The sequence below is a fragment of the Bradyrhizobium sp. FW305-F6 genome, assembly GCF_058782905.1.
Window position 1 is genome coordinate 2,031,523 of the sequence record NZ_JBYSYD010000001.1, and the last position, 21,384, is coordinate 2,052,906.

Genomic DNA, 21,384 nt, shown 5'->3' on the forward strand with positions numbered 1-21,384 from the left:
GTCAAGACCGCAATGAATGCGTTTCGCCAGAGTGTGGAAGCCATGATCCCGGCGTTGCGCCGCTATGCCCGCGCGCTCACGCGCGATGCGGATGCGGCCGACGATCTGGTGCAGGATACGTTGGTGCGCGCGCTGCGTTCGGAGCGGCTGTTTCTCGGCGGCGACGTCAGGAGCTGGCTCTATACGATCCTGACCAACCTCAACAAAAACCGGCGGCGCTCACTGGCAAGGCGGCCGCAATTCATGCCGCTGACGGAAAACAACCCGGATGCCAGCGGCACCGAGGCTGAAGGACGCGACATCGAGAAGGCGCTGGCCACTCTCGTCGAGGAGCAGCGTTCGGTGCTGCTGCTGGTGATGCTGGAAGGCCTCAGCTATCGCGAGGTCGCCGACATCCAGGGCGTACCGATCGGCACCGTGATGTCGCGCCTGGCACGCGCGAGAGCCCACATCAAGGGCTCGCTGGAGGGTGAGCGCCCCGCGCTCAGGCGGGTGAAATGACGAGCTGCGCGAACTTAACTCGCAAAAGATATCTTGGGCCGCAGAGCCAGAGACCACCGATATGAACGACCGCAATATCCCAGTGACCGAAGACGAACTGCACGCCTATGTCGATGGCGAGCTGCCGGCCGAGCGCCGTGCCGACGTCGAGGCCTTTCTTGCCGCCCATCTTGACGAGGCCGAGCGCGTGCAGTCCTGGCGCGCCATGGCCGAGATGCTGCACGCCCGCTACGATGCCGTTGCCCAGGAGCCGGTGCCGGCACGGCTCGAGCTCGAGCGGCTGGAGCGCCGCCCGCGGCAATGGTTCTATGGCGCCGCTGCGGCCGTGCTGGTGGCCTTCGTCGCCGGCGGCACCGCCGGCTGGCTCGCGCATGGCGCCGCCAACGCGCCCTCGACCTTCCAGAACTTGACGGCGGATGCACTCGACGCTCACCGCCTCTATGTCGTCGAGGTTCGCCACCCCGTCGAAGTCGGCGGCAATGAGCGCGACCACCTCCAGGCCTGGCTGACCCGGCGCTGCGGCTGGACCGTGTTCGCGCCGAACCTGGAAGCCAGCGGGCTGAAGCTGGTCGGCGGCCGGCTTCTGCCGGGGCCGAACGGTCCGGCGTCATTCCTGATGTATGAGGGCGCCTCGGGCGAGCGGTACACGATCTACTCCGCCAAAACCGAGAATGGTGCGACGCAAATGCGCTACGCCAGGACGGACAAGGATGGTGCGTTGTTTTGGGCCGAGCGCGGCGTCGGCTATGTCGTCAGCGGTAGCAGCGACCGTGACCGGCTGACCAAGGTGGCGCAGGCGGTGTACGACCAGGCGGAGAAAAACGGCACTTGAACAACCGCACGACCTTCGGTGCCTAGATTCCGTCATTGAAAATTTGGAATCAGGACATGGACGCGTCTCATTATCGCACCGGGTGTTCACGCGATTATGAGTGGCGTTCGATCCGCCGATCGACGCGGGCGGCCTCGATTGGGGTTTTTGGTACCGCGCTGGTCCCCCTCTCGAGGCCGCACCTTCTTATCGACTGCCCCGCCGGACAATCGACGCGTCGATCCATGAAGCGCTAGCACGCTTGCGGCATATGATGGGCATCATCTCCCGGATGATGCCCTGAGGCTTTCAGAGAATCCCTTCGTTGGATCGAACCTAACCCAGCCCGCTCCTCGGATTGTAGGGATGTTGATCCCGCCACTTCTCCATCAATGCCTCGAGCTCGGCGTCGTTCCCGTCCGGTAGCATAATCCTGATGGTGACGAAGAGATCTCCGGTACCGCCGGCTTTCTGCAGGCCCTTGCCCTTGAGGCGGAAGGTGCGGCCGCTGGAGGTGTTTTTGGGGACCGAGAGCTCCACGGCATTGCCGAGGGTTGGCACGCGGACCTTGCCGCCGAGCACCGCCTCGTAGAGCGTGACCGGCAGGTCGATCCTGAGGTCGGCGCCGTCGACCTTGAAGAACGGGTGCGGCGCGATGTTGATGGTGATCAGGAGATCGCCCGGTGGATGGCCCTGCGCGCTCTCGCCCTGCCCTCGCAGCCGAATCTGCTGGCCCTCGGTGACGCCAGCCGGAATCTTGACGTTGAGCTCCTTGCCGGTCGGCAGGCGCACGCGCTTCTCGCCGCCCTTGGCGGATTCTTCCAGCGAAACGGACATGGCGACGTTGACGTCGAGGTCCAGGCCGATGCCGCCAGTGTCGAACTCGAACTGGGCACCGCCGCCGGCGCCGGGCCGCGCACCGCGCATTCCGCCGCCGAACATGCTGTTGAGGATATCCTCGAAGGCCCCGCCGCCTGGCCCGCCCGGGCCGCCCGCCCCGCCGCTCCGGAACGTATAGTTCTCGAACCCGCCCGGGCCCGCGCGGCCGCGCGCGCCGCCGCCCGGAAACCCCTGGAAGCGGGGCTTGCCGTCGGCATCGATCTCGCCGCGGTCGAACTGCTTGCGCTTGTCCTCGTCGCCGAGGATTTCGTTGGCCGAATTGATCTCGGCGAAGCGCTCGGCCGCCTTCGGGTCGTCCTTGTTGCTGTCCGGATGGTGCTTCTTGGCCAGCTTGCGATAGGCGCTCTTGATCGCGGCAGCGCTGGCGCCCCGCGGCACCCCCAAGACCTCATAGGGGTCGCGCATTCGTCACGTCTCCTTCAAAAAAATCGAATTGTTCTGGGCTCCCCGCCCCACCTGCGGGTCATGTGGGAAGAGAGTGGCATTTTTGCAACTAGGAGCGCGAACTGGCGCGCGATGTTTAGAGCATAATCCGATCGGAAAACCGGTCCCCACTTTGCCGGATGATGCTCAGCTCCGCCACGGCTTTAGCGTATGAATCTCCCAACGGCCACGGCTGCCTTGGCAGCCGGCGCCCTGGAGCCAGCTTTCGGTCTTGCCGTTGACGTAGCTCGCCAGGAAGTCGCGGCATTTGCGTCCGTCCTCGGCGGCATAGGACTGGGCGATCGGCGTCACCGAGCCCCGCGCCCCGGTTTCCGGATTTTCCCAGTGCTGGGCGGAATCCTTGTCGCCCTTGCTGAGGACGTCGGTGGCAGCGTTGCGGGTGAAAGCGAGATCGGTCTCGGTCGGGGGAGCATCATTCGCCGGCCGCGCAATCGAGCCGGTGAGGTCGTTCTCGTCGGCCTTGGCATAGGCGCTGCCGTCGTTGCGGGAAAAGCTGCAGCCGCCGGCCCCGAGCCCGATCAGAATCATCGTCATGACGACACCGGATGGCCGGATCGCCGATAGGCCAACGCCTCCCCATACCCTATATAAGGCGGTAGCGGACAACAACGCGTTTTGGGCCGCGGAACGCAACTCGGACTCCGGACATGACCGACACGACCTCGATGAAACACCAGACACCCTTAACATCCGGTGATTTCACCGCCGCCGACGAGCCATTTGCGCTGTTCGAGAGCTGGCTGAACGAGGCGATCAAGAGCGAGCCGAACGATCCCAACGCCATGGCGCTCGCAACCGTCGACCCTGACGGGCTGCCAGACGTGCGCATGGTGCTGATGAAGGGCTTCGACACCGAAGGCTTCGTCTTCTACAGCCACATCGCGAGCCAGAAGGGCCGCGAACTTGCCGCAAATCCTAAGGCAGCGTTACTTTTTCATTGGAAGTCGCTGCGCCGTCAGGTCCGGATACGCGGCAACGTGACGCCGGTGACCGACGCGGAGGCCGACGCCTATTTCGCGACGCGACCGAAGCAGGCCCAGATCGGCGCCTGGGCGAGCAAGCAGTCGCAGGAGTTGGAGAGCCGCTTCGCCTTCGAACAGGCCATCGCCAAGGTCGCGGCCAGATACGTCATCGGCGAAGTGCCGCGGCCGCCGGGCTGGAGCGGCTGGCGCATCACCCCCTCGCGGATCGAGTTCTGGCATGACCGCCCGTTCCGGCTGCACGACCGTATCGAATTTCGCCGTGACGCGGCCGGCCAACCGTGGTCCAAGACGCGGATGTATCCGTAAAGATTGGGCCGCCTGAAAGATGTCCATGCCGCATTCGTCCAATGCGCCGCGCCGCACGCTGCTCCTGACCGGAGCCAGCCGCGGCATCGGCCACGCCACCGTGATCCGTTTTTCGTCGGCGGGCTGGCGCGTCATCACTTGCTCGCGGCACCCCTTCCCGGAGGACTGCCCGTGGGACGCCGGCCCTGAGGACCACATCCAGGTCGACCTCGGCAATCCCCAGGATACCACCCGCGCGATTTCCGAAATCCGCGATCGGCTCGAGGGCGGCATGCTGCACGCCCTCGTCAACAACGCCGCGATCTCGCCGAAGGGGCCCGGCGGTTCCCGGCTCGGCTCGGTCGACACCGATCTCGACACCTGGACGCACGTCTTCCACGTCAACTTCTTCGCGCCGATCATGATCGCGCGCGGACTGATCGAGGAATTGAAGGCGGCCAAGGGTTCGGTGGTGAATGTCACCTCGATCGCGGGCTCGCGCGTGCATCCCTTCGCGGGCGCGGCCTATGCCACCTCGAAGGCCGCGCTTGCCTCGCTGACGCGCGAGATGGCGTCCGACTTCGGCCGCATCGGCGTGCGCGTCAACGCGATCGCTCCGGGCGAGATCGACACCTCGATCCTGTCGCCGGGCACCGAGAAGATCGTCGAACAGCAAATCCCGTTGCACCGCCTCGGCACGCCCGACGAGGTCGCCAAGATCATCTACGTGCTGTGCACGGACACCAGCTCCTACGTCAACGGCGCCGAGATCCACATCAACGGCGGCCAGCACGTGTAGTCTCTTCTCGTCATTGCGAGGAGCCCTTGCGACGAAGCAATCCAGAAACCCTCCGCGGAAAGACTCTGGATTGGTTCGCTTCGCGCGCAATGACGGAATATGACGCAGCAACTTCGCCCTTCCAGCTCGCATTTGAATTTTCAGACACAGCTTCGCGGCCTCGCGGCTTCGTCCACCCGAGCTTTGCTTCATCTTTCGTCCCTCTAAATCCAAGAGGGCACAGGGAAGGCCGGGTGCTGACATCGCACCCGCGGTCTGCTGCGCACAATGCACACGCAGGAAAACCGCACAGCAGCATACAGGTGGTGCCGATCACTCGGCCTTCCCTGCGCGATGGTCGGACGGCTTATGCCGTGCTCTCCCGGGAGCCGAACTTTCCTTCTGGCCTCCCTCGCCCCGCAAATTGACGATGCCGTCTGCCCGGTTGGGCTCGCGCACATCTTCGCGACAGGCTTGACCGTAGCAACGACGGCCAGGACCACACGGTTTTGCCGTACGCACGGCCCGCCATTTCGCCGCAGTTTTCCCGATGCCGTCGACAGCGCCGGAAACTTACAGACGAGACGAAGCCTAGCAGCGCCGTCGTCCGCACGCGGTTACGGACTCACGGGGACTACCCGCCCTGCCCGCACCTCTCGCGCCGACGCTGCCGCGTCCACCGCAAGCCCGGCTCGCGACAGTGACGACCACAAGATCGCCCCTCTTGGATGAGCCGGGATGGGGGACACATACGCCGAAACCGAATTTCGGTAAAGAAGAATATTTTTGCGGTGACGGATTGACAGCTTCTCCGGGTGTCTTGCCCGACGGGTGACGTGAGGCTCAGGCGGGCCGCTTGCGCCCGCGGCGAGGCCGTAGCGCGTTCCCTCGTAGAGATCGGCGACCGCACATTGCAGTCCGAAGGCAGGGAGCTTCAGTTCGTCGGCCGGACCCAACGTCTGCGAACTCCAACCGGCCGTCGTCCTTGTATCGAGACGCACTTCCATCCGATCCTGCTCAATGATGAGCACCGCTTCGCAGGCGGCGTGCGCGAGATAGATGGTCCGCTTGACGTCGATCCACTTGGCGTCGGTGTCGGGCACGCGCGTGTCGTCGGTGGACGAGATGATCTCCGCCAGCAGATAAGCCCTGTCCACGAACCGCTACCCCGGTTCGTAGTCGGCATCGATCACGGCCACATCCGGCTCCGGGCGGAATTCACCCGACCCGAGTTCAATGCCGGGACGCTGCATGGCGATGCGACCCTGATCATGCCCGGCGAGCGCATCATTGAGCAAACGCTCGAGGTTTCCCCAGATATGGTTGTGCGCGATCGTCGGCGGCGTCATCATCATGGGGACACCTGCGATGAGCTCCCAGCGCTCATGGTCCGGGCGACGCTCCTGAAACGCGCGGAAGCGTTCGCCCGACATCCGTCCGGCCTTCGCGGGGTCTTTGGCGAATTCCTTGATACCAACACCCATCGGCACCTCCGATGACACGAGCGCAGCTTAACCGCTCCGCCACGAACACCAAGAGAGATAAGGATGACTGGGGCGGAGCGCTATGGCCCCAGATCGGACGCCGCAGCTGAGCATCTGCGAAGACTTGCTGAGGGAAGCAAGGCGATCCAGACAACGCCGCCGCAAGACCTGGATCGCCCTTGGCTTCCGTTCCTCAATCGAGTCGAATCCGACGTGACCTTTCGTGCGACCGCGGAGCGGCCGTGCTGAATGCAGTCGAGCAGTCGTCATCGTTCTCGCCATCGAGCAGCGGAGCACCACAGTGCCGGCACATGCGTGCCGACATCGACGGCGCCTTGCCGCTCGCCACGACCTGGCGATAGTTCGCCAGATCGATGACGTTGCGGGGCGACGTTATGTGTTTCTCAACCATGGCTGTTCCTCGCGGCTATGCACTGCTTATCGCAGACAAGTTTCGCGCAAACGTTCAGCCCACCGCTCAAATTTTACCGGAGGAATTGCGGCGCGATGCGGACGCCACCGCACGGCCTCAATCCCGATCTATTCTGCGACACGATCCACCGTGTCTCTGCGAGCGGCGTAAGCTCTCGGTAGGTATCTTTGCTCGCGCACGGTTCCTACAGCCACTTCTTCCACTTGAAGATCCAGTACGGGACGATGGCGGCGATCAGCATCATCACCAGCGCCATCGGATAGCCGTGCACCCATTCGAGTTCGGGCATCACCTTGAAGTTCATGCCGTAGACCGAGGCGATCAGGGTCGGCGGCATCAGGACAACGGCCATGACCGAAAACAGCTTGATGATGTTGTTCTGCTCGAGATTGACGACGCCGAGCATGGCATCGAGGGTGAAGGTGATCTTGCTGGAGAGATAGGAGGCATGGTCGGTCAGCGAGGCGACGTCGCGCTGCATGGTCTTGAGCTGCTCGCGCATGTCCTTCGACCATTTCACGCCCTCGACGACGGCGGACAGGAACGTCACGACGCGGCCGATCGACACCAGGCTCTCGCGCACCTTCGAGGTCAGATCGCCCTTGCGACCGATCGAGATCAGGATCTGGGAATATCTCTTGGCCTGACCGTGGCGCTCGCTCTCGGGCTCGAAGATGTCGTGGCTGACCTGGTCGATCTCGGCGCCGCAGCGCTCCAGAATGTCGGCGCAGCGGTCGATCACCGCGTCCAGCAGCTCCATCAGCACCATCTCGCCGGTGATCGACGGGGTACAGGAACGGGCGAGCTTGGCCTCGACCAGGCTGAAGGGCTTCGGCAGGTCGTAGCGCACCGTCACCAGGCGGTGGTCGCCCAGGATGAAGGTCACTGGCGTGGTCCGGGGCATGTCGGTATCGGAGTGGCACATCAACGTCGCGGTCATGTAGCGCGCGCCGTTCTCCATATAGAGCCGGCTCGAAATCTCGATCTCCTGCATGTCTTCGCGGGTCGGGATGGCGATACCCGCGAGCCGCTCCACGGCCTTATCCTCGGCCGCGCTCGGATTGACGAGGTCGATCCAGACCGCGTTCTCCGGTACCGTCGCAAGATCCTCGATGACAGCCTTCTTGAGGGCGAACTCGGAGGGAACAAACACCGAAAACATCAAACACTCCAGAGATCCTGCGGCAGACGGACAGCCCTTAGCGCGATTCTGACAGGATCACGATGACAAGAACATCATGGGATCGTTTGGCCCCCGCGGCGGAGCTGGTTAACTGTGGCCCGAAATCGACACTCTGGCTGATCCGGCCAAAAAACCCCGGGATCCCAGCCAAATTTGCGGCAGAAAAGCCACAGGTCGGCTCCTGCAGCGCGGGAGAAGGGCATCAGCGCTGGAATTGTGGCAGATTTCAACGATAATGGGATTAACGGAGTCGAGGAACTTGGGCGCTAAGCTCAGGCCCTTCCGCACGGTATTGTTTTGATTGGAACCGAACATGTCGTCGCTGAAAGTTATATTTGGAATTCTGGCGGCTGGCCTGATGTTGTCGGGCTGCATGCAAGCCACGCGCTACGAGGCGACCGACACCAAGGCTTTCAAGCCGAAGGACAAGGAACTCCTTGCCAAGGTGAAGTACGAAAATACCGCGGTCGCAGAGCCGTTCCGCCGTGCCATCGTCGAATTCCACCGCAAGGAGGCGCCGGGCTCGATCGTGGTCGATTCCGACAACCATTACCTCTATTACGTCCTGGAAGGCGGCAAAGCGATCCGCTACGGCATCACCGTCGGCGAAGAGGCGATGGCCTGGTCGGGCATCGCCAAGGTGGCCAGCAAGACCGAGTGGCCGGCCTGGCACCCGACCCCCGGCGAAATCTCGCGCCTGGGCGTGCCGACCTATGTCGCGCCCGGCCCGGACAATCCGATGGGATCCCGCGCGCTGTACCTCCATTCCGGGGGCAAGGACACCCTGTTCCGCATTCACGGCACCAACCAGCCGGAATATATCGGCGCCTCGATCTCGTCGGGCTGTATCCGCCTGACCAACGAGGACGCGATCGATCTCTATGATCGCGTCAAGCTCGGCACCATCGTCGTGGTGCTCGAGCCCAAGCACGGCGACTCGCCCTACAATTCGCGCCTTGCGCTCGGCAACAGCCAAAACGGCCAGGCGGCCAGCTACTGATCGCCTCTGACCTGGGTCGACCTTCAAAGGATTCAAAAGCGCCGGTTCACCGGCGCTTTTTTGTTGCCGGCTTGGACGGTTGGGCCTTCTCAGGTTCGGGCTTCTCCTCTGGCGAAGCGGATGTCTCCGGCGCCTCCTTAGCGCCTTCCTTTGCCTCGGGCTTGGCCGCAATCTCCCGCGGCGGCGCCTCCTCCGGACGTTCCGTCGGCAGCAGCGGGGCGACCTGCGGCAGGGGCTCCCACACGTTCCACTGGCAGATCCGGTAATCGTTGCGCCGCTGCGCCAGGTCAAGGTGGATGTGGTCCTCATGGTACCAATCCGACCCTGGGCCGAGCACGGTGGAGAAGCGCGCGCAAACCGAATGCAGCACGCGCTCCCGGACCTCGCGCGCAGCGGTGCGGTCGGTGAAGCCGATCGACTGCCCGTTGGCAAGCTTGATGGCGCGGATGTCGATCGCATTGGCCTTGCCGTGTTCGGACAGCGTCGCGCCAGCGACACGGTTGCGGCCCCGGCATTCGAAGCTGTCGAAATTGTCGAGATCGCTGATGGTCGAGCCAAGGCTGGTCGCCAGCGGCGCCATGTCCTTGCGCACCCAATCGGCGATCGCGGACGCCATGGTGCAGCGGAGGATGGCCGCGGGCTTGACGGCCACCTTTCGTTTGTCCGGCAGCACGACGGCCTCCAGCCGCACCAGATCCTCGCCCCCGCAGGCGCCGGGGCCGCGGATGTCCGGAATGGAGGGCGCGATCGCGATCTCCTCGGTCAGCGCGAGCCGGCAGGCGGAAGCCTGCTTCTCCGGCGGCGGCGCGGCCTCGGCGGGCTTGTCCGCGCCCGCCTTGTCGGGAGATGGCTTTGTCTCTGCTTCGGACCGGGCCTCGTCCGTCGCTTTGGGCGCCTCTTCGGGCCGCGGTTTTGGCAGGGGAATCTTCGCGGTACGAACGGCCGCGCGCGGCCGTGGTGTACCAAGGCCGAAGATATCGAGCGGCGCAGGATATTTCCGCGCTTCTGCCCTCTCAATGGGCACGAATGACAGCCCCAGCACGGCGGTAACCATTGCCGCGCCGGCGGACATATAGCCGCGACAAGACCATTTGCGGCGAAAGTCCGTCAGGCTAAAAGTCATGACAATTCTTTGGCCCAAGCTGAGAGCGACAACGCGCCCAGCGACTTCTCGGAGGAACGTGAGAATGCTTGGTTTGATGCAAGACTGGCCCCTGCTCTGCCACCGGATCATCGAACACGCCGCCAGGATTCATGGCAAGCAGGAGGTGGTCACGCGCTCTGTCGAGGGGCCGATCCATCGCACCAACTACGCCGAGATCCACAAGCGCGCACTCAAGGTCTCGCAGATGCTCGATCGCGAGGGCATCAAGCTCGGCGACCGCGTCGCAACGATCGCCTGGAACACCTGGCGCCATCTGGAGGTCTGGTACGGCATCATGGGGATCGGTGCCATCTGCCATACCGTCAATCCCCGCCTTTTCCCCGAGCAGATCGCCTGGATCATCAACCATGCGCAGGATCGCATCGTGATGACCGACATCACCTTCGTTCCGGTCCTGGAGAAGATCGCGGACAAGCTGCCCAGCGTGGAGCGCTACATCGTGCTCACCGACAAGGCTCACATGCCGCAGACGACGCTGAAGAACGTGGTCGCCTACGAGGACTGGATTGCGGAGGCCGACGGCAAATTCAAATGGAAGGAGTTTGACGAGAACACGGCGGCGGCGATGTGCTACACCTCCGGCACGACCGGTGACCCCAAGGGTGTGCTATATTCGCATCGCTCCAACGTGCTGCACGCGCTAATGGCCAACAATGTCGACGCGCTCGGCACCAGTGCGTCCGAGACAATGCTGCCGGTGGTTCCCCTGTTCCATGCCAACAGCTGGGGCATCGCCTTCTCCGCGCCCTCGCAAGGCACCAAACTGGTGATGCCCGGGGCCAAGCTCGACGGCGCATCGGTCTATGAGCTGCTCTCGACCGAGAAGGTGACGCACACCGCCGGCGTGCCGACGGTGTGGCTGATGCTGCTCCAGCACATGGCCGCCAACAATCTGAAGCTGCCGGATTTGAAGATGGTGATCTGCGGCGGATCGGCGATGCCGCGCTCGATGATCAAGGCCTTCCTCGACATGGGCTCCAACGTCCGCCACGCCTGGGGCATGACCGAGATGAGCCCGATCGGCAGCGTCGCCGCACTCAAGCCGCCGTTCCAGAACGCCACCGGCGATGCCAGGCTCGACGTGCTGCAGATGCAGGGCTATGCGCCCTTCGCGGTCGAGATGAAAATCACCGACGATGCCGGCAAGGAGCTGCCCTGGGACGGCAAGACCTTCGGTCGCCTCAAGGTCTCCGGCCCGGCGGTCGCCAAGGCCTATTACCGTGTCGACACCAACATCCTCGACGAGGACGGCTTCTTCGACACGGGGGACGTCTCGACCATCGACGAGGACGGCTACATGCGGATCACCGACCGCTCCAAGGACGTGATCAAGTCCGGCGGCGAGTGGATCTCCTCGATCGACCTCGAGAACCTTGCGGTCGGCCATCCGGCCGTAGCGGAAGCCGCCGTGATCGGCGTGTTCCACCCGAAATGGGACGAGCGGCCGCTGCTGATCGTGCAGCTCAAGCAGGGCCAGCAGGCCACGCGCGAGGAGATCCTGAAGTTCATGGACGGCAAGATCGCCAAATGGTGGATGCCCGACGACGTCGCCTTCGTCGACGGTATCCCGCATACGGCCACCGGCAAGATCCTGAAGACGGCGCTGCGCGACCAATTCAAGGATTACCGCTTCCCGAACGCTGCGGCGTAGCGGCACGGCAAGCAACGTCATTCCGGGATGGTCCGAAGGACCAGACCCGGAATCTCGAGATTCTCGGGTGCGCAAGCGCGCACCTGAGTTCGCCCTTCGGGCGCCCCGGAATGACGGACAGTAACAGTCCGGGTCTCTCTTGAATTTGCCCCCGCGCCGTGGTCTCAACGGACCATCGTCTCGCCGGATCGGCCGGCATCGCCAACCCCGGCAGAGCTTACTCGATGGCCCGCAGGTTTTCCGCTCCCTATCAGTCGGAGCCAGTGTCGAGCCTCGCGAGCTGGGCGCGCAACCTCGCGGTGTTCGCGGTGGTGGCGGTGGTGGCCTCGGTCATCATCGTCCGCTTCGATTTCCTGGAGCCGAAGCCCGCGCTTGCGACGTTTCTCGGCGGGCTTGCGATCGCCGGCCTGTCGATCCTGTTCGGGCTCGCCGGCTTTGCCGCGATCTGGCAGAACGGCTCGCGCGGCATGGCGCGCATCCTGCTCGCCTTCCTGATCGACGGGGCGATCCTCGCCTACCCCGCCTATCTGGGCCTGCAATATCGCAAGCTGCCGTCGATCTACGACATCACCACCGACCCGATCGATCCCCCGCGCTTCGACGCACTGGCGCGGCTGCGCACCGGCGAGGGCACCAACAGCGCGGTCTATGCCGGCCTCTACTCGGCGGAGCAGCAGCGCCACTTCTACCCCTATATCGAGCCTGTCGAGCTCGAGATTTCGGCCGACCGCGCCTATGCGATCGCACTCCAGCTCGTCCACAAGCGCAAATGGATCGTGATCGACGAGCGCGCACCACAGCCGCCGCGCCGCATCGGCCGCATCGAGGCGGTGGCGCGCACGCCGATGATGGGCTTTCGAGAAGACGTCTCGATCAGGGTCGTGGCGGACGGCGATGATTCCCGCGTCGACATCCGCTCTGCCTCGCGCAATTTCGACAGCGATCTCGGCAGCAACGCCGCGCGCGTCAAGAGATTCATCGACGATCTCAACGCCGCCGCCGATGCCGACGCGCTCAAGCCGGTGAAGAAAACGCCGGTCGCGCCGCCGAAGGCGCCGGCGAAGACGGTGAAGAAGTGACCTCCGCCGTCATTCCGGGCGATGCGCAGCATCGAACCCGGAATCCGTCCATCCACCAGCACTGCGACCCGATGGATTCCGGGTTCGCGCTGGCGCGCGCCCCGGAATGACGGGAGTTTAGACCGCCATCCGGTACGTCCCGCCGATCACGGGATCACCATCCGTCGCCACCACGCCGCGTGCGACCAGGTCTTCCAGATGCGCCAGCACGGAATAGCCGGCGGCCGTCGTCAGCCTCGGATCGATCCCGATATAGATCGCGCGGACCATGGTCGGGATGTCGGTCTCGCCCTTGGCGAGGCGGTGCAGGATCGAGGCCTCGCGCGCCTTGCGGTGCCGGATCAGGAAACGCACGAAGCGCTGGCCTTCGGGAATCTCCGGGCCGTGGCCCGAGAAATAGAGATCCTCCTCGCGTGCCGCGAGCCGGTCCAGCGAGTCCATGTAGTCGATCATCGAGCCGTCCGGCGGCGCCACGATCGAGGTCGACCAGCCCATCACATGGTCGCCCACGAAGTTGAACTTTCGCTCGGGCCAGGCGAATGCCAGATGGTTGGCGGTGTGGCCGGGCGTCGCCACCGCCTCGAGCCGCCAGCCCTGGCCTTCGACGACGTCGCCATGGGCGATCCTGATATCCGGCACGAAGTCACGATCAGAGCCGGATTCCGGATTGTGCTTCTCGCTCTCGAAACGCGGACGCGAGGCCCGGTGCGGGCCTTCGGCATAGACCTGCGCACCCGTCGCCTGCTTGATGCGCGCAGTGTTCGGCGAATGGTCGCGATGGGTGTGGGTGACGAAGATGTGGCTCACGGTCTCGCCGCGCACGGCATCGAGCAGCGCAGTCGCATGCGCCTCATCGTCCGGACCGGGATCGATGATCGCGACATTGCCCTCGCCCACGATGTAGCTGACCGTGCCGGTGAAGGTGAACGGGCTCGGATTGTTGCAGAGCACGCGGCGTACGCCGGGCCGGACCTCCTCGACGAGGCCGGGCTTCAGCGGGAAGTCGCGGTTAAACGGGACGTCGTCATTGTCGGACATGGCTTGCTCATTCCTTGCTGACTTCGTCATGCCCGGCCTTGTGCCGGGCATCCACGTTCTTTGCGCGCTCAAGACGTGGATGGCCGGGACAAGCCCGGCCATGACGGAGTTGGAGAGTTCTATAGCCTAGTACCCTCAACGCGGCGGCTCAGAAAAACGCCTGAATGCCCGTAATCGCGCGGCCCAGGATCAGGGCGTGGACGTCGTGGGTGCCCTCGTAGGTGTTGACCGTCTCGAGGTTATGGACGTGGCGCATCACGTGATACTCGATCGAGATGCCGTTGCCGCCGTGCATGTCGCGGGCGGTGCGGGCGATGTCGAGAGCCTTGCCGCAATTGTTGCGCTTCATGATCGAGATCATCTCGGGCGCGAACTTGCCCTCGTCCATCAGGCGGCCGACGCGAAGCGAGCCCTGCAGACCCAGCGCGATCTCGGTCTCCATGTCGGCGAGCTTCTTCTGCACCAGCTGGGTTGCGGCCAGCGGCTTGCCGAACTGCTTGCGGTCGAGCGTGTACTGGCGAGCGCGATGCATGCAGTCCTCGGCCGCGCCCAGCGCACCCCAGGAGATGCCGTAACGGGCACGGTTGAGGCAGCCGAACGGGCCCTTGAGGCCGGAGACGTTGGGCAGCAGGGCATCTTCCGGAACCACGACGCCGTCCATCACGACCTCGCCTGTGATGGAGGCGCGCAGGGACAGCTTGCCGCCGATCTTCGGCGCCGACAGGCCCTTCATGCCCTTTTCCAGTACGAAGCCGCGGATCTGGTTGTCGTGCGCGGCCGATTTGGCCCAGACCACGAAGACGTCGGCGATCGGCGCGTTCGAGATCCACATCTTGCTGCCGGTGAGGCGATAGCCATCCGAGACCTTCTCGGCGCGGGTCTTCATGCCGGCCGGATCGGAGCCGGCGTCGGGCTCGGTCAGCCCGAAGCAGCCGACCCACTCGCCGCTGGCGAGCTTGGGCAGATACTTCTTGCGCTGGTTCTCGTCGCCATAGGCGTAGATCGGATACATCACCAGCGAGGACTGCACCGAATTCATCGAGCGATAGCCGGAATCGACCCGCTCGATCTCGCGCGCGACGAGGCCGTAAGCGACGTAGCTCGCATTGGCGCAGCCATATTCCTCCGGCAGCGTGATGCCGATCAGGCCGAGCTCGCCCATCTCGTTGAAGATCTCGCGGTCGGTCTTCTCCTCGAGATAGGCCTTGGCCACGCGCGGCAGCAGCTTGTCCTGGGCGTAGGCACGGGCGGTGTCGCGCACCATGCGTTCGTCTTCGGTCAGTTGCTCATCGAGCAGGAACGGATCGTCCCACTGGAAAGAAGCCGCAGCCGGCTTGTCCTTGGCCTGAGGGCGCACGCTCATAAAACGTCCTTTCGCGTCTGGTTCCGTCGATAATTGCCGGACAAACTAAAGCGCCGCGGCAACAAGTTCAATTGTATCCTGGTCTCGGTCATTCCGGGGCGCGCAAAGCGCGAACCCGGCATCCCTTCGCTTTCACCACTTCGAGATTCCGGGCCTGGGGCTTTCAGCGCCATCCCGGATCGACGCTGCATGTCAGCTTTCGAGCTGCTCGTTGGCGACGATCTCGATGCCGAAGCCCGACAGGCCCTTGTAGTCGTGCACCGAGGACGTGAGATGCCGGATCGATGTGACCCCGAGGTCGCGCAGGATCTGCGCGCCGACGCCGACCTCGCGCCACTGGCGGTTGCGGTCGGCCTCGGTCGACGACTCGTCCGGCAGCGGCGCCACGGGAACACCCGCGGCGCCATCGCGCAGGTAAACCAGCACGCCACGCCCGGTCTTCTTGAAATGCTCGAGAACGGCCGCCATGCGCTTGTGGCCGGTGAAGGTGTCCTTGACGATGTTCGGCTTGTGGAAGCGCGTCAGCACGTTCTTGCCGTCGCCGACGCCATTATAGACGAAGGCGACGTGAGCGATGGAATCGAACGGCGAGCGGTACGCATAGCCCTGCAATGGGCCGATCGGGCTTTCGGTGACGAAGGTCGAGACCCGCTCGATCAGCTTCTCGCGCGCCTGGCGGTAGGCGATCATATCCGCGATGGTGACGTGCTTGAGCTTGTGCTGGGCGGCGAAGCGGGCGACCTGCTCGCCCTTCATCACGCTGCCGTCGTCGTTCATGAGCTCGCTGATGACGCCGACCGGCGGCAGGCCCGAGAGCTTGCAGAGGTCCACGGCGGCCTCGGTATGGCCGGAGCGCAAAAGCACGCCGCCGTCCTTGGCGATCAGCGGGAAGATGTGGCCGGGCCGGGCGAAGTCGTTGGCGCCGACATTGGGATTGGCGAGCGCGCGGCAGCACGAGGCGCGCTCCTCGGCGGAGATGCCGGTGCCGCCGTCGGGCTTGTAGTCGATCGAGACCGTGAACGCGGTGGTGTGCGCGGAATCATTGTGGGCGACCATCGGATCGAGCCGCAGGCGGCGCGCATCCTCGGTCGTCACGGGCGCGCAGACGATGCCGGAGGTGTGGCGGATGATGAAGGCCATCTTCTCGGCGGTGCAGAGCGAGGCGGCGACGATGAGATCGCCCTCGCCCTCACGGTCCTCGTCGTCGGTGACGACCACGAGCTCACCCCGGGCAAAGGCCTGCAAGACTTCCTGAACGCTATCGGGCATTTCCCAATCTCTATCGGTTATGGCCGGGAGGCTTAGCCGGACTTGGGGCGGGGCGCTAGTCTCCCCAGGCGCAACCACATATGCCGGACGGCGGGCCTGCCAGCGGCTTTCAGGCTTGCACCGGGCATACCAGCGATATAGGCGCGGATTGTCTGCAAGGAAGGCGGCAAGGAGGGCGGCCCGACGCCGTCAGGGCAGCACCTCGCGACGCTCGCCGAGGCGCTGATCGAGCTCGGCGCGCTTGTCGGCGAGCAGGCCGGCCTGGGCGGCTTCGATCACGGTAAACAGTTCGTGGGCGTCGCTGAGCCGGGTCACGGTGACGTAGCTGGCGCCGGCTTCGTAGAGCGCGGCGACGTCCGCCAGGAGGTCCGCCGTGGCGACGATCAGGGCGGTCGGATTGAGCGCGCGGACGTGGCGGACCAGCTTCTCGTTGGTAGCGCCCTTCAGCAGCGAATCCGGCACACTGAGGATGATCATCTCGGACTTGCCGATGCCGGCGTGGAGCAGCGTATCGACATTGCTGATGTCACCGTAGATCACGTGCAAGCCGCGCGAGAGCAGGGTCTGGTACACATTGGGGTTGAAGTCGACCACGGTGATTTGCTCCAGCAGCACGGGCGTCTGCCGTTCGATCTCGGCCAGCAGAGCGCTCGCCGCGCGGAAAAATCCGAGGATGACGATGCGCCGGGCTTCGCCATGGCCCTCGTGCGCATCCTCGGCATGGCCGTTGCCATGGTCGAGATCGCGCAGGCCGATCCGCTTCAAGGGGCCGATCGCCCAACGCGTGATCTCGTCGCTGCGGGTCATCACGAAGGTCGAAAGCACCGCCAGCACCACGAAGGCGAATGAGGCGGCGTTCGCCGTCTCGGCCGCGATGTGGTGGTCGGCGACGCCGGTCTGGATCACCACCAGCGAGAACTCGGAGATCTGTGCGAGGTTCAGGGCCGGCAACAGGCTGGCGCGCAAGCCCTGCTTCATCAGGTAGAGCGGGGTGAAGGTGGTGACGAGGCGGCTCACCACCGTGAACGCCGCGATCATCAAGGCGAGGCTGATCACCGAGAGGCCCGGCACGGGAATGGTCATGCCGAGCGAAACGAAGAACAGCGTGATGAAGAAGTCGCGCAGCGTGGTGACCTTGGCGGTGACGTCGAGCGCGTAAGGGAAGGTCGAGAGCGAGACGCCTGCGATCAACGCGCCCATCTCGCGCGACAGCGACAGCCTAAACGCGGTCTCGGCGACCAGAAAGCACCAGGCGAGCGCGCCGAGCAGCACCAGCTCGGGCCGCCGCGCGATCTGGTGGAACAGGCGCGGCAGCACGTAGCGGCTGACCACAAGCGCGGCCGTGACCAGCACCGCGACGCGGCCGATCGAGAGCAGGATGACGCTGACCTGCAGATTGGCGAGGCTCGGCTGCACCGCCAGGAACAGGATGGCGAAGATGTCCTGGAGCACGAGGATGCCGAGGGTGATGCGGCCCGGCAGCGTATCGAGCTCGCGCTTTTCGTAGAGCACCTTGACGATGATGACGGTGCTCGACAGCGCGCAGGCGACGCAGAGATAGACCGCATCGAAATGCCCGCCCCCGATGGACAGGCCGATGCCGACGAAGAACAGCACCCCGAGCAGACAGCCGCCGAGCAGCTGGCTGCCCGCCGCGAACAGGATCACCCGCCCCGCCCGCACGATCTTCTTCAGGTCGATCTCGAGCCCGATCATGAACAGCATGAAGATCAGGCCAAGCTCTGAGATAACGCTGATCGATTCCTGCGAATGGACCCAGCCGGCACCGAATGGACCTATGCAGAAGCCGGCGATAAGGTAGGCCAGGATCAGCGGTTGCCGGGAAAAATGGGCGATAAGCCCCAGCATCCAGGCAAACAGGATAGAGAGTGTGATATCGCGAATGAGCTCATGCATGCCAAATTGGTCCGTTTCGCCGCACCCTAGAGACGGGTTGCGGTGCGGCAAGCGAGCAATTCGTCACATGCGCAATGGGCTCTTCGCAGCCATGCTGCTCGCTCCCCTCGCCTTTGCCGTGCCCGCCGCCGCGCAATCCAAGGTCAATATCGAACAGAACTTTGCCGATTCGCTCACCACGATGCCGAAGGAGGACCTCGCGGTCTCCGGCGGATTCTACGTGCCGGCCTATTCCAGCGTCGCGATGAGCCAGGGCAAGTTGCGTGTCGACTTCTCGGTGACGCTCAGCGTACACAACGCCTCCGAGACCCAGCCGCTGGTCATCAAACGCATCGCCTATTTCGACACCGCAGGCAAGCAGGTCGAGAGCTATCTGAAGACGCCGGTGGCCTTGAGGCCGCTCGCCACCGTCTCGATCTTCGTTCCGACCGACGATTTGCGCGGCGGGACCGGCGCCAATTTCCTGGTCGACTGGGCCGCCACCGGCGAGATCGCCGAACCGGTGGTCGAAGCCTTGATGGTTGGCGGCATCGCCAACGCGCATTACGCTTTCATCAGCCAGGGCCGTCCCACCAGGACGGCCACAAACAAGTGAGGCCGTCCGACCTGGACGGCCGGCAAGAACTAAGGCGGGCGATGCACAGCCGGCCGCTAGACAAGAACAAAACGAGGAACGCTCCCATGACGTCCAGCTTCGATTTCGCGCCCCTGTTCCCCGCAGGGCTGCCGGCCCCGTCCGCGCGCTGGACGGGCCTTGCCAAATACAGCTTCGTCGGCGGCAACAACGATTCCGAACAGGTGCCTCTCGACGAGCTGATCGAGGCGACCAACTCGGTGCTGCGGCGCGAGGGCCGCTCGCTCGCCACCTACGGACTCGCGCACGGCCCGCACGGCTACCTCCCCTTGCGCGAATTCCTGGTGACGAAACTGGGGCGCGATGCCGGGATCACCTGCACGGTCGACGACCTCCTGATCGTCTCCGGCTCGCTGCAGGCGCTCGACCTCGTCAACGCGACGCTGCTGGCGCGCGGCGACACCGTCATCTTCGAGCAGGACAGCTATCAGGGGTCGCTGAACCGCCTGGCGCGGCTCGGCGTCAACGTCGTCGGCATCCCCCTCGACAAGGACGGCATGCGCATGGATGCGCTGGCCGCGGCACTGGCCGACCTGAAGAGCCGCGGCATCCGCCCGAAATACATCTACACCATCCCGACCGTGCAGAACCCGACCGGCAGCATCATGTCCGAGAGCCGCCGCGCCGAACTGGTGCGGCTCGCGACGGAGTATGGCGTGCCGATCTTCGAGGACGATTGTTACGCCGACCTCGTCTGGTCGGGGCAGCGCCCGCCGGCGATCTACGCGATGAGCAAGGGCGGCGGCGTGATTCATATCGGCTCGTTCTCCAAGTCGATCGCACCGGCGCTGCGCGTCGGCTTCATCGTGGCGCCCTGGGAGGTAATGTCGCGGATGCTGGCGCTGAAGACGGATGCGGGCTCCGGCGCGCTGGAGCAGATGGTGCTGGCCGCCTACTGCAAGCCGCATTTCGCAAGCCACGTGCCAGCCCTGACCAAGGCGCTCCGCACCAAGCTCGACACGCTGATGGAAGCGCTCAACGAGCAATTCGGGACGGCCGCCGAATTCGAGGAGCCCAAGGGCGGCATCTTCCTCTGGGTGAAGCTGCCCGACCAGGTCGATACGCTGAAGCTCTATCAGGCCGCGCTCGCCGCCGGCGTCTCGATCAATCCGGGACCGGAATGGTCGACCGACAAGAGCCATTCCCGCTCGCGGCTGCGGCTGTGCTTTGCAAGTCCGACGCATCAGCAGATCCGCGAAGGCGTCGCCGTGCTAGCCGAGGTCTGCCGCAAGGAATTCGGTGTGCCGGCGCGCAGCGCCAATGTGGAGAAGCGAGCCTGAGGTCGACGCCTCACGCCTCGACGTGAAATTCCACGTTGACCTGACCCGAGCCGGACGAGGGAAAATAGTCGCAAAGCTGCTCGGCGGTGCCGCGGTAGTCGTACCAGCCCAGCGCGGCGAACAGCATGATGGTGTCGGCCATGCCGCCTTCGCCGTTGCACTTGGTGGCATAGTCCGGAAGCATGTCGAGGAATTCGCGGTAGCGGCGGCCCTGCCACAGCTCGAGCACGCGGAGGTCGACCTGCCGGTTGAACTCGCTGGCGATCGAGGTCCAGGCCTCCGGGCCGAGCTTCTTGTTAGGCCACAGCCGGTGCGAGAGCGAACCGCTGGCGAGGATCGCGACGCGCTCGCCGGACTGGTCGATGGCGCGGCGGACCGCCTCGCCGAGGATCCGGCTCTCCTCGAACGAGGTGAACAGCGGCGAGGCGATCGAGACCACCTTCGCGAAGCCGTCCGGGTTCATGTAGTGCATTGGCACGATGGTGCCGTATTCGAGCCCGAGGCTCGCCACCTGGTGCGCGATGACGTTCAGACCGGCATCCCCGGCCTTGCCCGCAATGGCTTCGGCGAGGCTGGTATCGCCCGGCAGGTCGTAGCGCAGATCCTGGATCATGTGCGGCGCTTCGTGGCTGGTGAAAGCACCGCGATGCCGAGGATTGGCGTTGATGTGGTAGCCGAAATTGGAGAGCCAGTGAGTGTCGAACACCACGAAGCTGGTGACCCCGCGCTCTCTCGCCCGCCGCCCCAGTTCGCGCAAGGACGTGACCGCCGGCTCGCGCGCCGCGCGTAACGGGCTGCCTGACAGCTCCGACAGCATCAGCGACGGAACGTGGGTGACCTTGGCGGCGAGGACGAGCTGCCCCATGCGGTCACCCCCTTTTGAGTCAGGCCGCGTGAGGCTGGCTCTGTGGCTGGCTGCCGTGGATCGCCGAGGCCAGCCGCAGCAAGAGCACGATCGAGACGTTGCCCTTGCCGGCCTCGATCTGGGCGATATAGCGCTCGGAGATCCCGGAGCGGCGGGCGAGCTCCCGTCGCGACAGGTCACAGCGCATGCGCGAGGACCGCAGGCGACCGCCCAGCTCGCTCAGAAACGCGGCCTCGGAATAAGGCGGGACGGCACAGCTCCCCGGCAGCACTTCGCCCGCAAAATCCATGACTTGATTCAGCATTGCTCTATCCACGTTCG

The 21,384-nt window shown here is 64.6% G+C and carries 21 protein-coding genes; 9 read left to right on the plus strand and 12 right to left on the minus strand.

The genetic code is table 11. The features are described 5' to 3' along the window. Positions 1 to 12 precede the first annotated feature (12 nt). Together AC3WLX_RS09785 and AC3WLX_RS09790 are read left to right on the plus strand one after the other, a co-directional pair. Positions 13 to 501 (plus strand): RNA polymerase sigma factor, encoded by a 489-nt coding sequence (locus tag AC3WLX_RS09785; protein ID WP_291629356.1) that lies wholly within the window; start codon positions 13 to 15, stop codon positions 499 to 501. A gap of 61 nt (positions 502 to 562) precedes the next feature. Then, positions 563 to 1,333, plus strand: a complete 771-nt coding sequence (locus AC3WLX_RS09790; RefSeq protein WP_492335678.1) for an anti-sigma factor family protein — start codon at positions 563 to 565, stop codon at positions 1,331 to 1,333. Positions 1,334 to 1,648: 315 nt separating this feature from the next. On the opposite strand, the gene AC3WLX_RS09795 is transcribed toward AC3WLX_RS09790, so the two are convergent. Together AC3WLX_RS09795 and AC3WLX_RS09800 are read right to left on the minus strand one after the other, a co-directional pair. Then, a complete protein-coding gene (locus AC3WLX_RS09795) occupies positions 1,649 to 2,617 on the minus strand; it encodes a DnaJ C-terminal domain-containing protein (RefSeq protein ID WP_492335679.1) in 969 nt (322 codons plus the stop codon). A 165-nt stretch (positions 2,618 to 2,782) separates the two neighbouring features. Further along, positions 2,783 to 3,190 carry an RT0821/Lpp0805 family surface protein gene (locus AC3WLX_RS09800; RefSeq protein WP_492335680.1) on the minus strand — a complete coding sequence of 136 codons (408 nt, stop codon included), beginning with the start codon at positions 3,188 to 3,190 and terminating at the stop codon, positions 2,783 to 2,785. 113 nt (positions 3,191 to 3,303) lie between these two features. Between AC3WLX_RS09800 and pdxH the strand changes: the two genes are divergently transcribed. Both pdxH and AC3WLX_RS09810 read left to right on the plus strand, forming a co-directional pair. Continuing rightward, positions 3,304 to 3,945 (plus strand): pyridoxamine 5'-phosphate oxidase, encoded by a 642-nt coding sequence (pdxH, locus tag AC3WLX_RS09805; RefSeq protein WP_291621874.1) that lies wholly within the window; start codon positions 3,304 to 3,306, stop codon positions 3,943 to 3,945. Between the two features lie 25 nt (positions 3,946 to 3,970). Next, positions 3,971 to 4,723 (plus strand): SDR family NAD(P)-dependent oxidoreductase, encoded by a 753-nt coding sequence (locus tag AC3WLX_RS09810; RefSeq protein ID WP_291621876.1) that lies wholly within the window; start codon positions 3,971 to 3,973, stop codon positions 4,721 to 4,723. A gap of 596 nt (positions 4,724 to 5,319) precedes the next feature. Here AC3WLX_RS09810 and AC3WLX_RS09815 read toward each other — a convergent pair. From AC3WLX_RS09815 to AC3WLX_RS09825, 3 genes are all read right to left on the minus strand, one after another. After that, entirely contained in the window at positions 5,320 to 5,859 is a 540-nt protein-coding gene (locus AC3WLX_RS09815) for a hypothetical protein (protein WP_492335681.1), read from the minus strand. Between the two features lie 6 nt (positions 5,860 to 5,865). Further along, a complete protein-coding gene (locus AC3WLX_RS09820) occupies positions 5,866 to 6,186 on the minus strand; it encodes a Uma2 family endonuclease (protein WP_492335682.1) in 321 nt (106 codons plus the stop codon). A 617-nt stretch (positions 6,187 to 6,803) separates the two neighbouring features. Continuing rightward, entirely contained in the window at positions 6,804 to 7,781 is a 978-nt protein-coding gene (locus tag AC3WLX_RS09825) for a magnesium transporter CorA family protein (protein ID WP_291621881.1), read from the minus strand. A gap of 334 nt (positions 7,782 to 8,115) precedes the next feature. Here AC3WLX_RS09825 and AC3WLX_RS09830 point away from each other — a divergent pair, with 334 nt between their 5' ends. Beyond that, positions 8,116 to 8,802: a L,D-transpeptidase gene (locus tag AC3WLX_RS09830; protein ID WP_291621882.1), complete on the plus strand. Its 687-nt coding sequence runs from the start codon at positions 8,116 to 8,118 to the stop codon at positions 8,800 to 8,802. 46 nt (positions 8,803 to 8,848) lie between these two features. Here the strand turns inward: AC3WLX_RS09830 and AC3WLX_RS09835 are convergent, their stop codons facing one another. Further along, complete coding sequence (locus tag AC3WLX_RS09835; protein WP_492335683.1) at positions 8,849 to 9,925, minus strand: extensin family protein; 1,077 nt, start codon at positions 9,923 to 9,925, stop codon at positions 8,849 to 8,851. Between the two features lie 64 nt (positions 9,926 to 9,989). Here AC3WLX_RS09835 and AC3WLX_RS09840 point away from each other — a divergent pair, with 64 nt between their 5' ends. Both AC3WLX_RS09840 and AC3WLX_RS09845 read left to right on the plus strand, forming a co-directional pair. Beyond that, positions 9,990 to 11,618 (plus strand): fatty-acid--CoA ligase, encoded by a 1,629-nt coding sequence (locus AC3WLX_RS09840; RefSeq protein ID WP_492335684.1) that lies wholly within the window; start codon positions 9,990 to 9,992, stop codon positions 11,616 to 11,618. A 224-nt stretch (positions 11,619 to 11,842) separates the two neighbouring features. After that, positions 11,843 to 12,697, plus strand: a complete 855-nt coding sequence (locus AC3WLX_RS09845; protein ID WP_291621890.1) for a DUF1499 domain-containing protein — start codon at positions 11,843 to 11,845, stop codon at positions 12,695 to 12,697. A gap of 117 nt (positions 12,698 to 12,814) precedes the next feature. On the opposite strand, the gene AC3WLX_RS09850 is transcribed toward AC3WLX_RS09845, so the two are convergent. The 4 genes from AC3WLX_RS09850 to AC3WLX_RS09865 form a co-directional block, all read right to left on the minus strand. Continuing rightward, the gene (locus tag AC3WLX_RS09850) at positions 12,815 to 13,735 is read right to left on the minus strand and encodes an MBL fold metallo-hydrolase (RefSeq protein WP_492335685.1); all 921 of its coding nucleotides are present in this window, start codon (positions 13,733 to 13,735) and stop codon (positions 12,815 to 12,817) included. A 148-nt stretch (positions 13,736 to 13,883) separates the two neighbouring features. Continuing rightward, positions 13,884 to 15,098, minus strand: a complete 1,215-nt coding sequence (locus AC3WLX_RS09855; RefSeq protein WP_028135001.1) for an acyl-CoA dehydrogenase — start codon at positions 15,096 to 15,098, stop codon at positions 13,884 to 13,886. A gap of 192 nt (positions 15,099 to 15,290) precedes the next feature. After that, positions 15,291 to 16,367 carry a 3,4-dihydroxy-2-butanone-4-phosphate synthase gene (gene ribB / locus AC3WLX_RS09860; RefSeq protein WP_492335686.1) on the minus strand — a complete coding sequence of 359 codons (1,077 nt, stop codon included), beginning with the start codon at positions 16,365 to 16,367 and terminating at the stop codon, positions 15,291 to 15,293. Positions 16,368 to 16,556: 189 nt separating this feature from the next. Next, entirely contained in the window at positions 16,557 to 18,284 is a 1,728-nt protein-coding gene (locus tag AC3WLX_RS09865; RefSeq protein WP_291621899.1) for a cation:proton antiporter, read from the minus strand. A gap of 67 nt (positions 18,285 to 18,351) precedes the next feature. On the opposite strand from AC3WLX_RS09865, the gene AC3WLX_RS09870 reads away from it, so the two are divergent. Then, complete coding sequence (locus AC3WLX_RS09870; protein WP_291621902.1) at positions 18,352 to 18,879, plus strand: DUF3124 domain-containing protein; 528 nt, start codon at positions 18,352 to 18,354, stop codon at positions 18,877 to 18,879. A gap of 86 nt (positions 18,880 to 18,965) precedes the next feature. Further along, positions 18,966 to 20,198 (plus strand): aminotransferase-like domain-containing protein, encoded by a 1,233-nt coding sequence (locus tag AC3WLX_RS09875; RefSeq protein WP_492335687.1) that lies wholly within the window; start codon positions 18,966 to 18,968, stop codon positions 20,196 to 20,198. A gap of 10 nt (positions 20,199 to 20,208) precedes the next feature. Here AC3WLX_RS09875 and hpaD read toward each other — a convergent pair whose 3' ends face one another. Both hpaD and AC3WLX_RS09885 read right to left on the minus strand, forming a co-directional pair. Then, positions 20,209 to 21,063: a 3,4-dihydroxyphenylacetate 2,3-dioxygenase gene (hpaD, locus tag AC3WLX_RS09880; RefSeq protein ID WP_492335688.1), complete on the minus strand. Its 855-nt coding sequence runs from the start codon at positions 21,061 to 21,063 to the stop codon at positions 20,209 to 20,211. Between the two features lie 19 nt (positions 21,064 to 21,082). Beyond that, a complete protein-coding gene (locus tag AC3WLX_RS09885; protein ID WP_291621909.1) occupies positions 21,083 to 21,367 on the minus strand; it encodes a helix-turn-helix domain-containing protein in 285 nt (94 codons plus the stop codon). Positions 21,368 to 21,384 lie beyond the last annotated feature (17 nt).

What these genes read in the sequence shown, in the direction of transcription:
- AC3WLX_RS09820 (WP_492335682.1), bottom strand. Translation starts at nt 6,186, where the DNA reads ATGGGTGTTGGTATCAAGGAATTCGCCAAAGACCCCGCGAAGGCCGGA.
- hpaD (WP_492335688.1), bottom strand. Translation starts at nt 21,063, where the DNA reads ATGGGGCAGCTCGTCCTCGCCGCCAAGGTCACCCACGTTCCGTCGCTG.
- AC3WLX_RS09850 (WP_492335685.1), bottom strand. Translation starts at nt 13,735, where the DNA reads ATGTCCGACAATGACGACGTCCCGTTTAACCGCGACTTCCCGCTGAAG.
- AC3WLX_RS09800 (WP_492335680.1), bottom strand. Translation starts at nt 3,190, where the DNA reads ATGACGATGATTCTGATCGGGCTCGGGGCCGGCGGCTGCAGCTTTTCC.
- AC3WLX_RS09885 (WP_291621909.1), bottom strand. Translation starts at nt 21,367, where the DNA reads ATGCTGAATCAAGTCATGGATTTTGCGGGCGAAGTGCTGCCGGGGAGC.
- pdxH (WP_291621874.1), top strand. Translation starts at nt 3,304, where the DNA reads ATGACCGACACGACCTCGATGAAACACCAGACACCCTTAACATCCGGT.
- AC3WLX_RS09790 (WP_492335678.1), top strand. Translation starts at nt 563, where the DNA reads ATGAACGACCGCAATATCCCAGTGACCGAAGACGAACTGCACGCCTAT.
- AC3WLX_RS09835 (WP_492335683.1), bottom strand. Translation starts at nt 9,925, where the DNA reads ATGACTTTTAGCCTGACGGACTTTCGCCGCAAATGGTCTTGTCGCGGC.
- AC3WLX_RS09855 (WP_028135001.1), bottom strand. Translation starts at nt 15,098, where the DNA reads ATGAGCGTGCGCCCTCAGGCCAAGGACAAGCCGGCTGCGGCTTCTTTC.
- AC3WLX_RS09875 (WP_492335687.1), top strand. Translation starts at nt 18,966, where the DNA reads ATGACGTCCAGCTTCGATTTCGCGCCCCTGTTCCCCGCAGGGCTGCCG.
- AC3WLX_RS09785 (WP_291629356.1), top strand. Translation starts at nt 13, where the DNA reads ATGAATGCGTTTCGCCAGAGTGTGGAAGCCATGATCCCGGCGTTGCGC.
- AC3WLX_RS09865 (WP_291621899.1), bottom strand. Translation starts at nt 18,284, where the DNA reads ATGCATGAGCTCATTCGCGATATCACACTCTCTATCCTGTTTGCCTGG.
- AC3WLX_RS09840 (WP_492335684.1), top strand. Translation starts at nt 9,990, where the DNA reads ATGCTTGGTTTGATGCAAGACTGGCCCCTGCTCTGCCACCGGATCATC.
- ribB (WP_492335686.1), bottom strand. Translation starts at nt 16,367, where the DNA reads ATGCCCGATAGCGTTCAGGAAGTCTTGCAGGCCTTTGCCCGGGGTGAG.
- AC3WLX_RS09825 (WP_291621881.1), bottom strand. Translation starts at nt 7,781, where the DNA reads ATGTTTTCGGTGTTTGTTCCCTCCGAGTTCGCCCTCAAGAAGGCTGTC.
- AC3WLX_RS09845 (WP_291621890.1), top strand. Translation starts at nt 11,843, where the DNA reads ATGGCCCGCAGGTTTTCCGCTCCCTATCAGTCGGAGCCAGTGTCGAGC.
- AC3WLX_RS09795 (WP_492335679.1), bottom strand. Translation starts at nt 2,617, where the DNA reads ATGCGCGACCCCTATGAGGTCTTGGGGGTGCCGCGGGGCGCCAGCGCT.
- AC3WLX_RS09810 (WP_291621876.1), top strand. Translation starts at nt 3,971, where the DNA reads ATGCCGCATTCGTCCAATGCGCCGCGCCGCACGCTGCTCCTGACCGGA.
- AC3WLX_RS09870 (WP_291621902.1), top strand. Translation starts at nt 18,352, where the DNA reads ATGCGCAATGGGCTCTTCGCAGCCATGCTGCTCGCTCCCCTCGCCTTT.
- AC3WLX_RS09830 (WP_291621882.1), top strand. Translation starts at nt 8,116, where the DNA reads ATGTCGTCGCTGAAAGTTATATTTGGAATTCTGGCGGCTGGCCTGATG.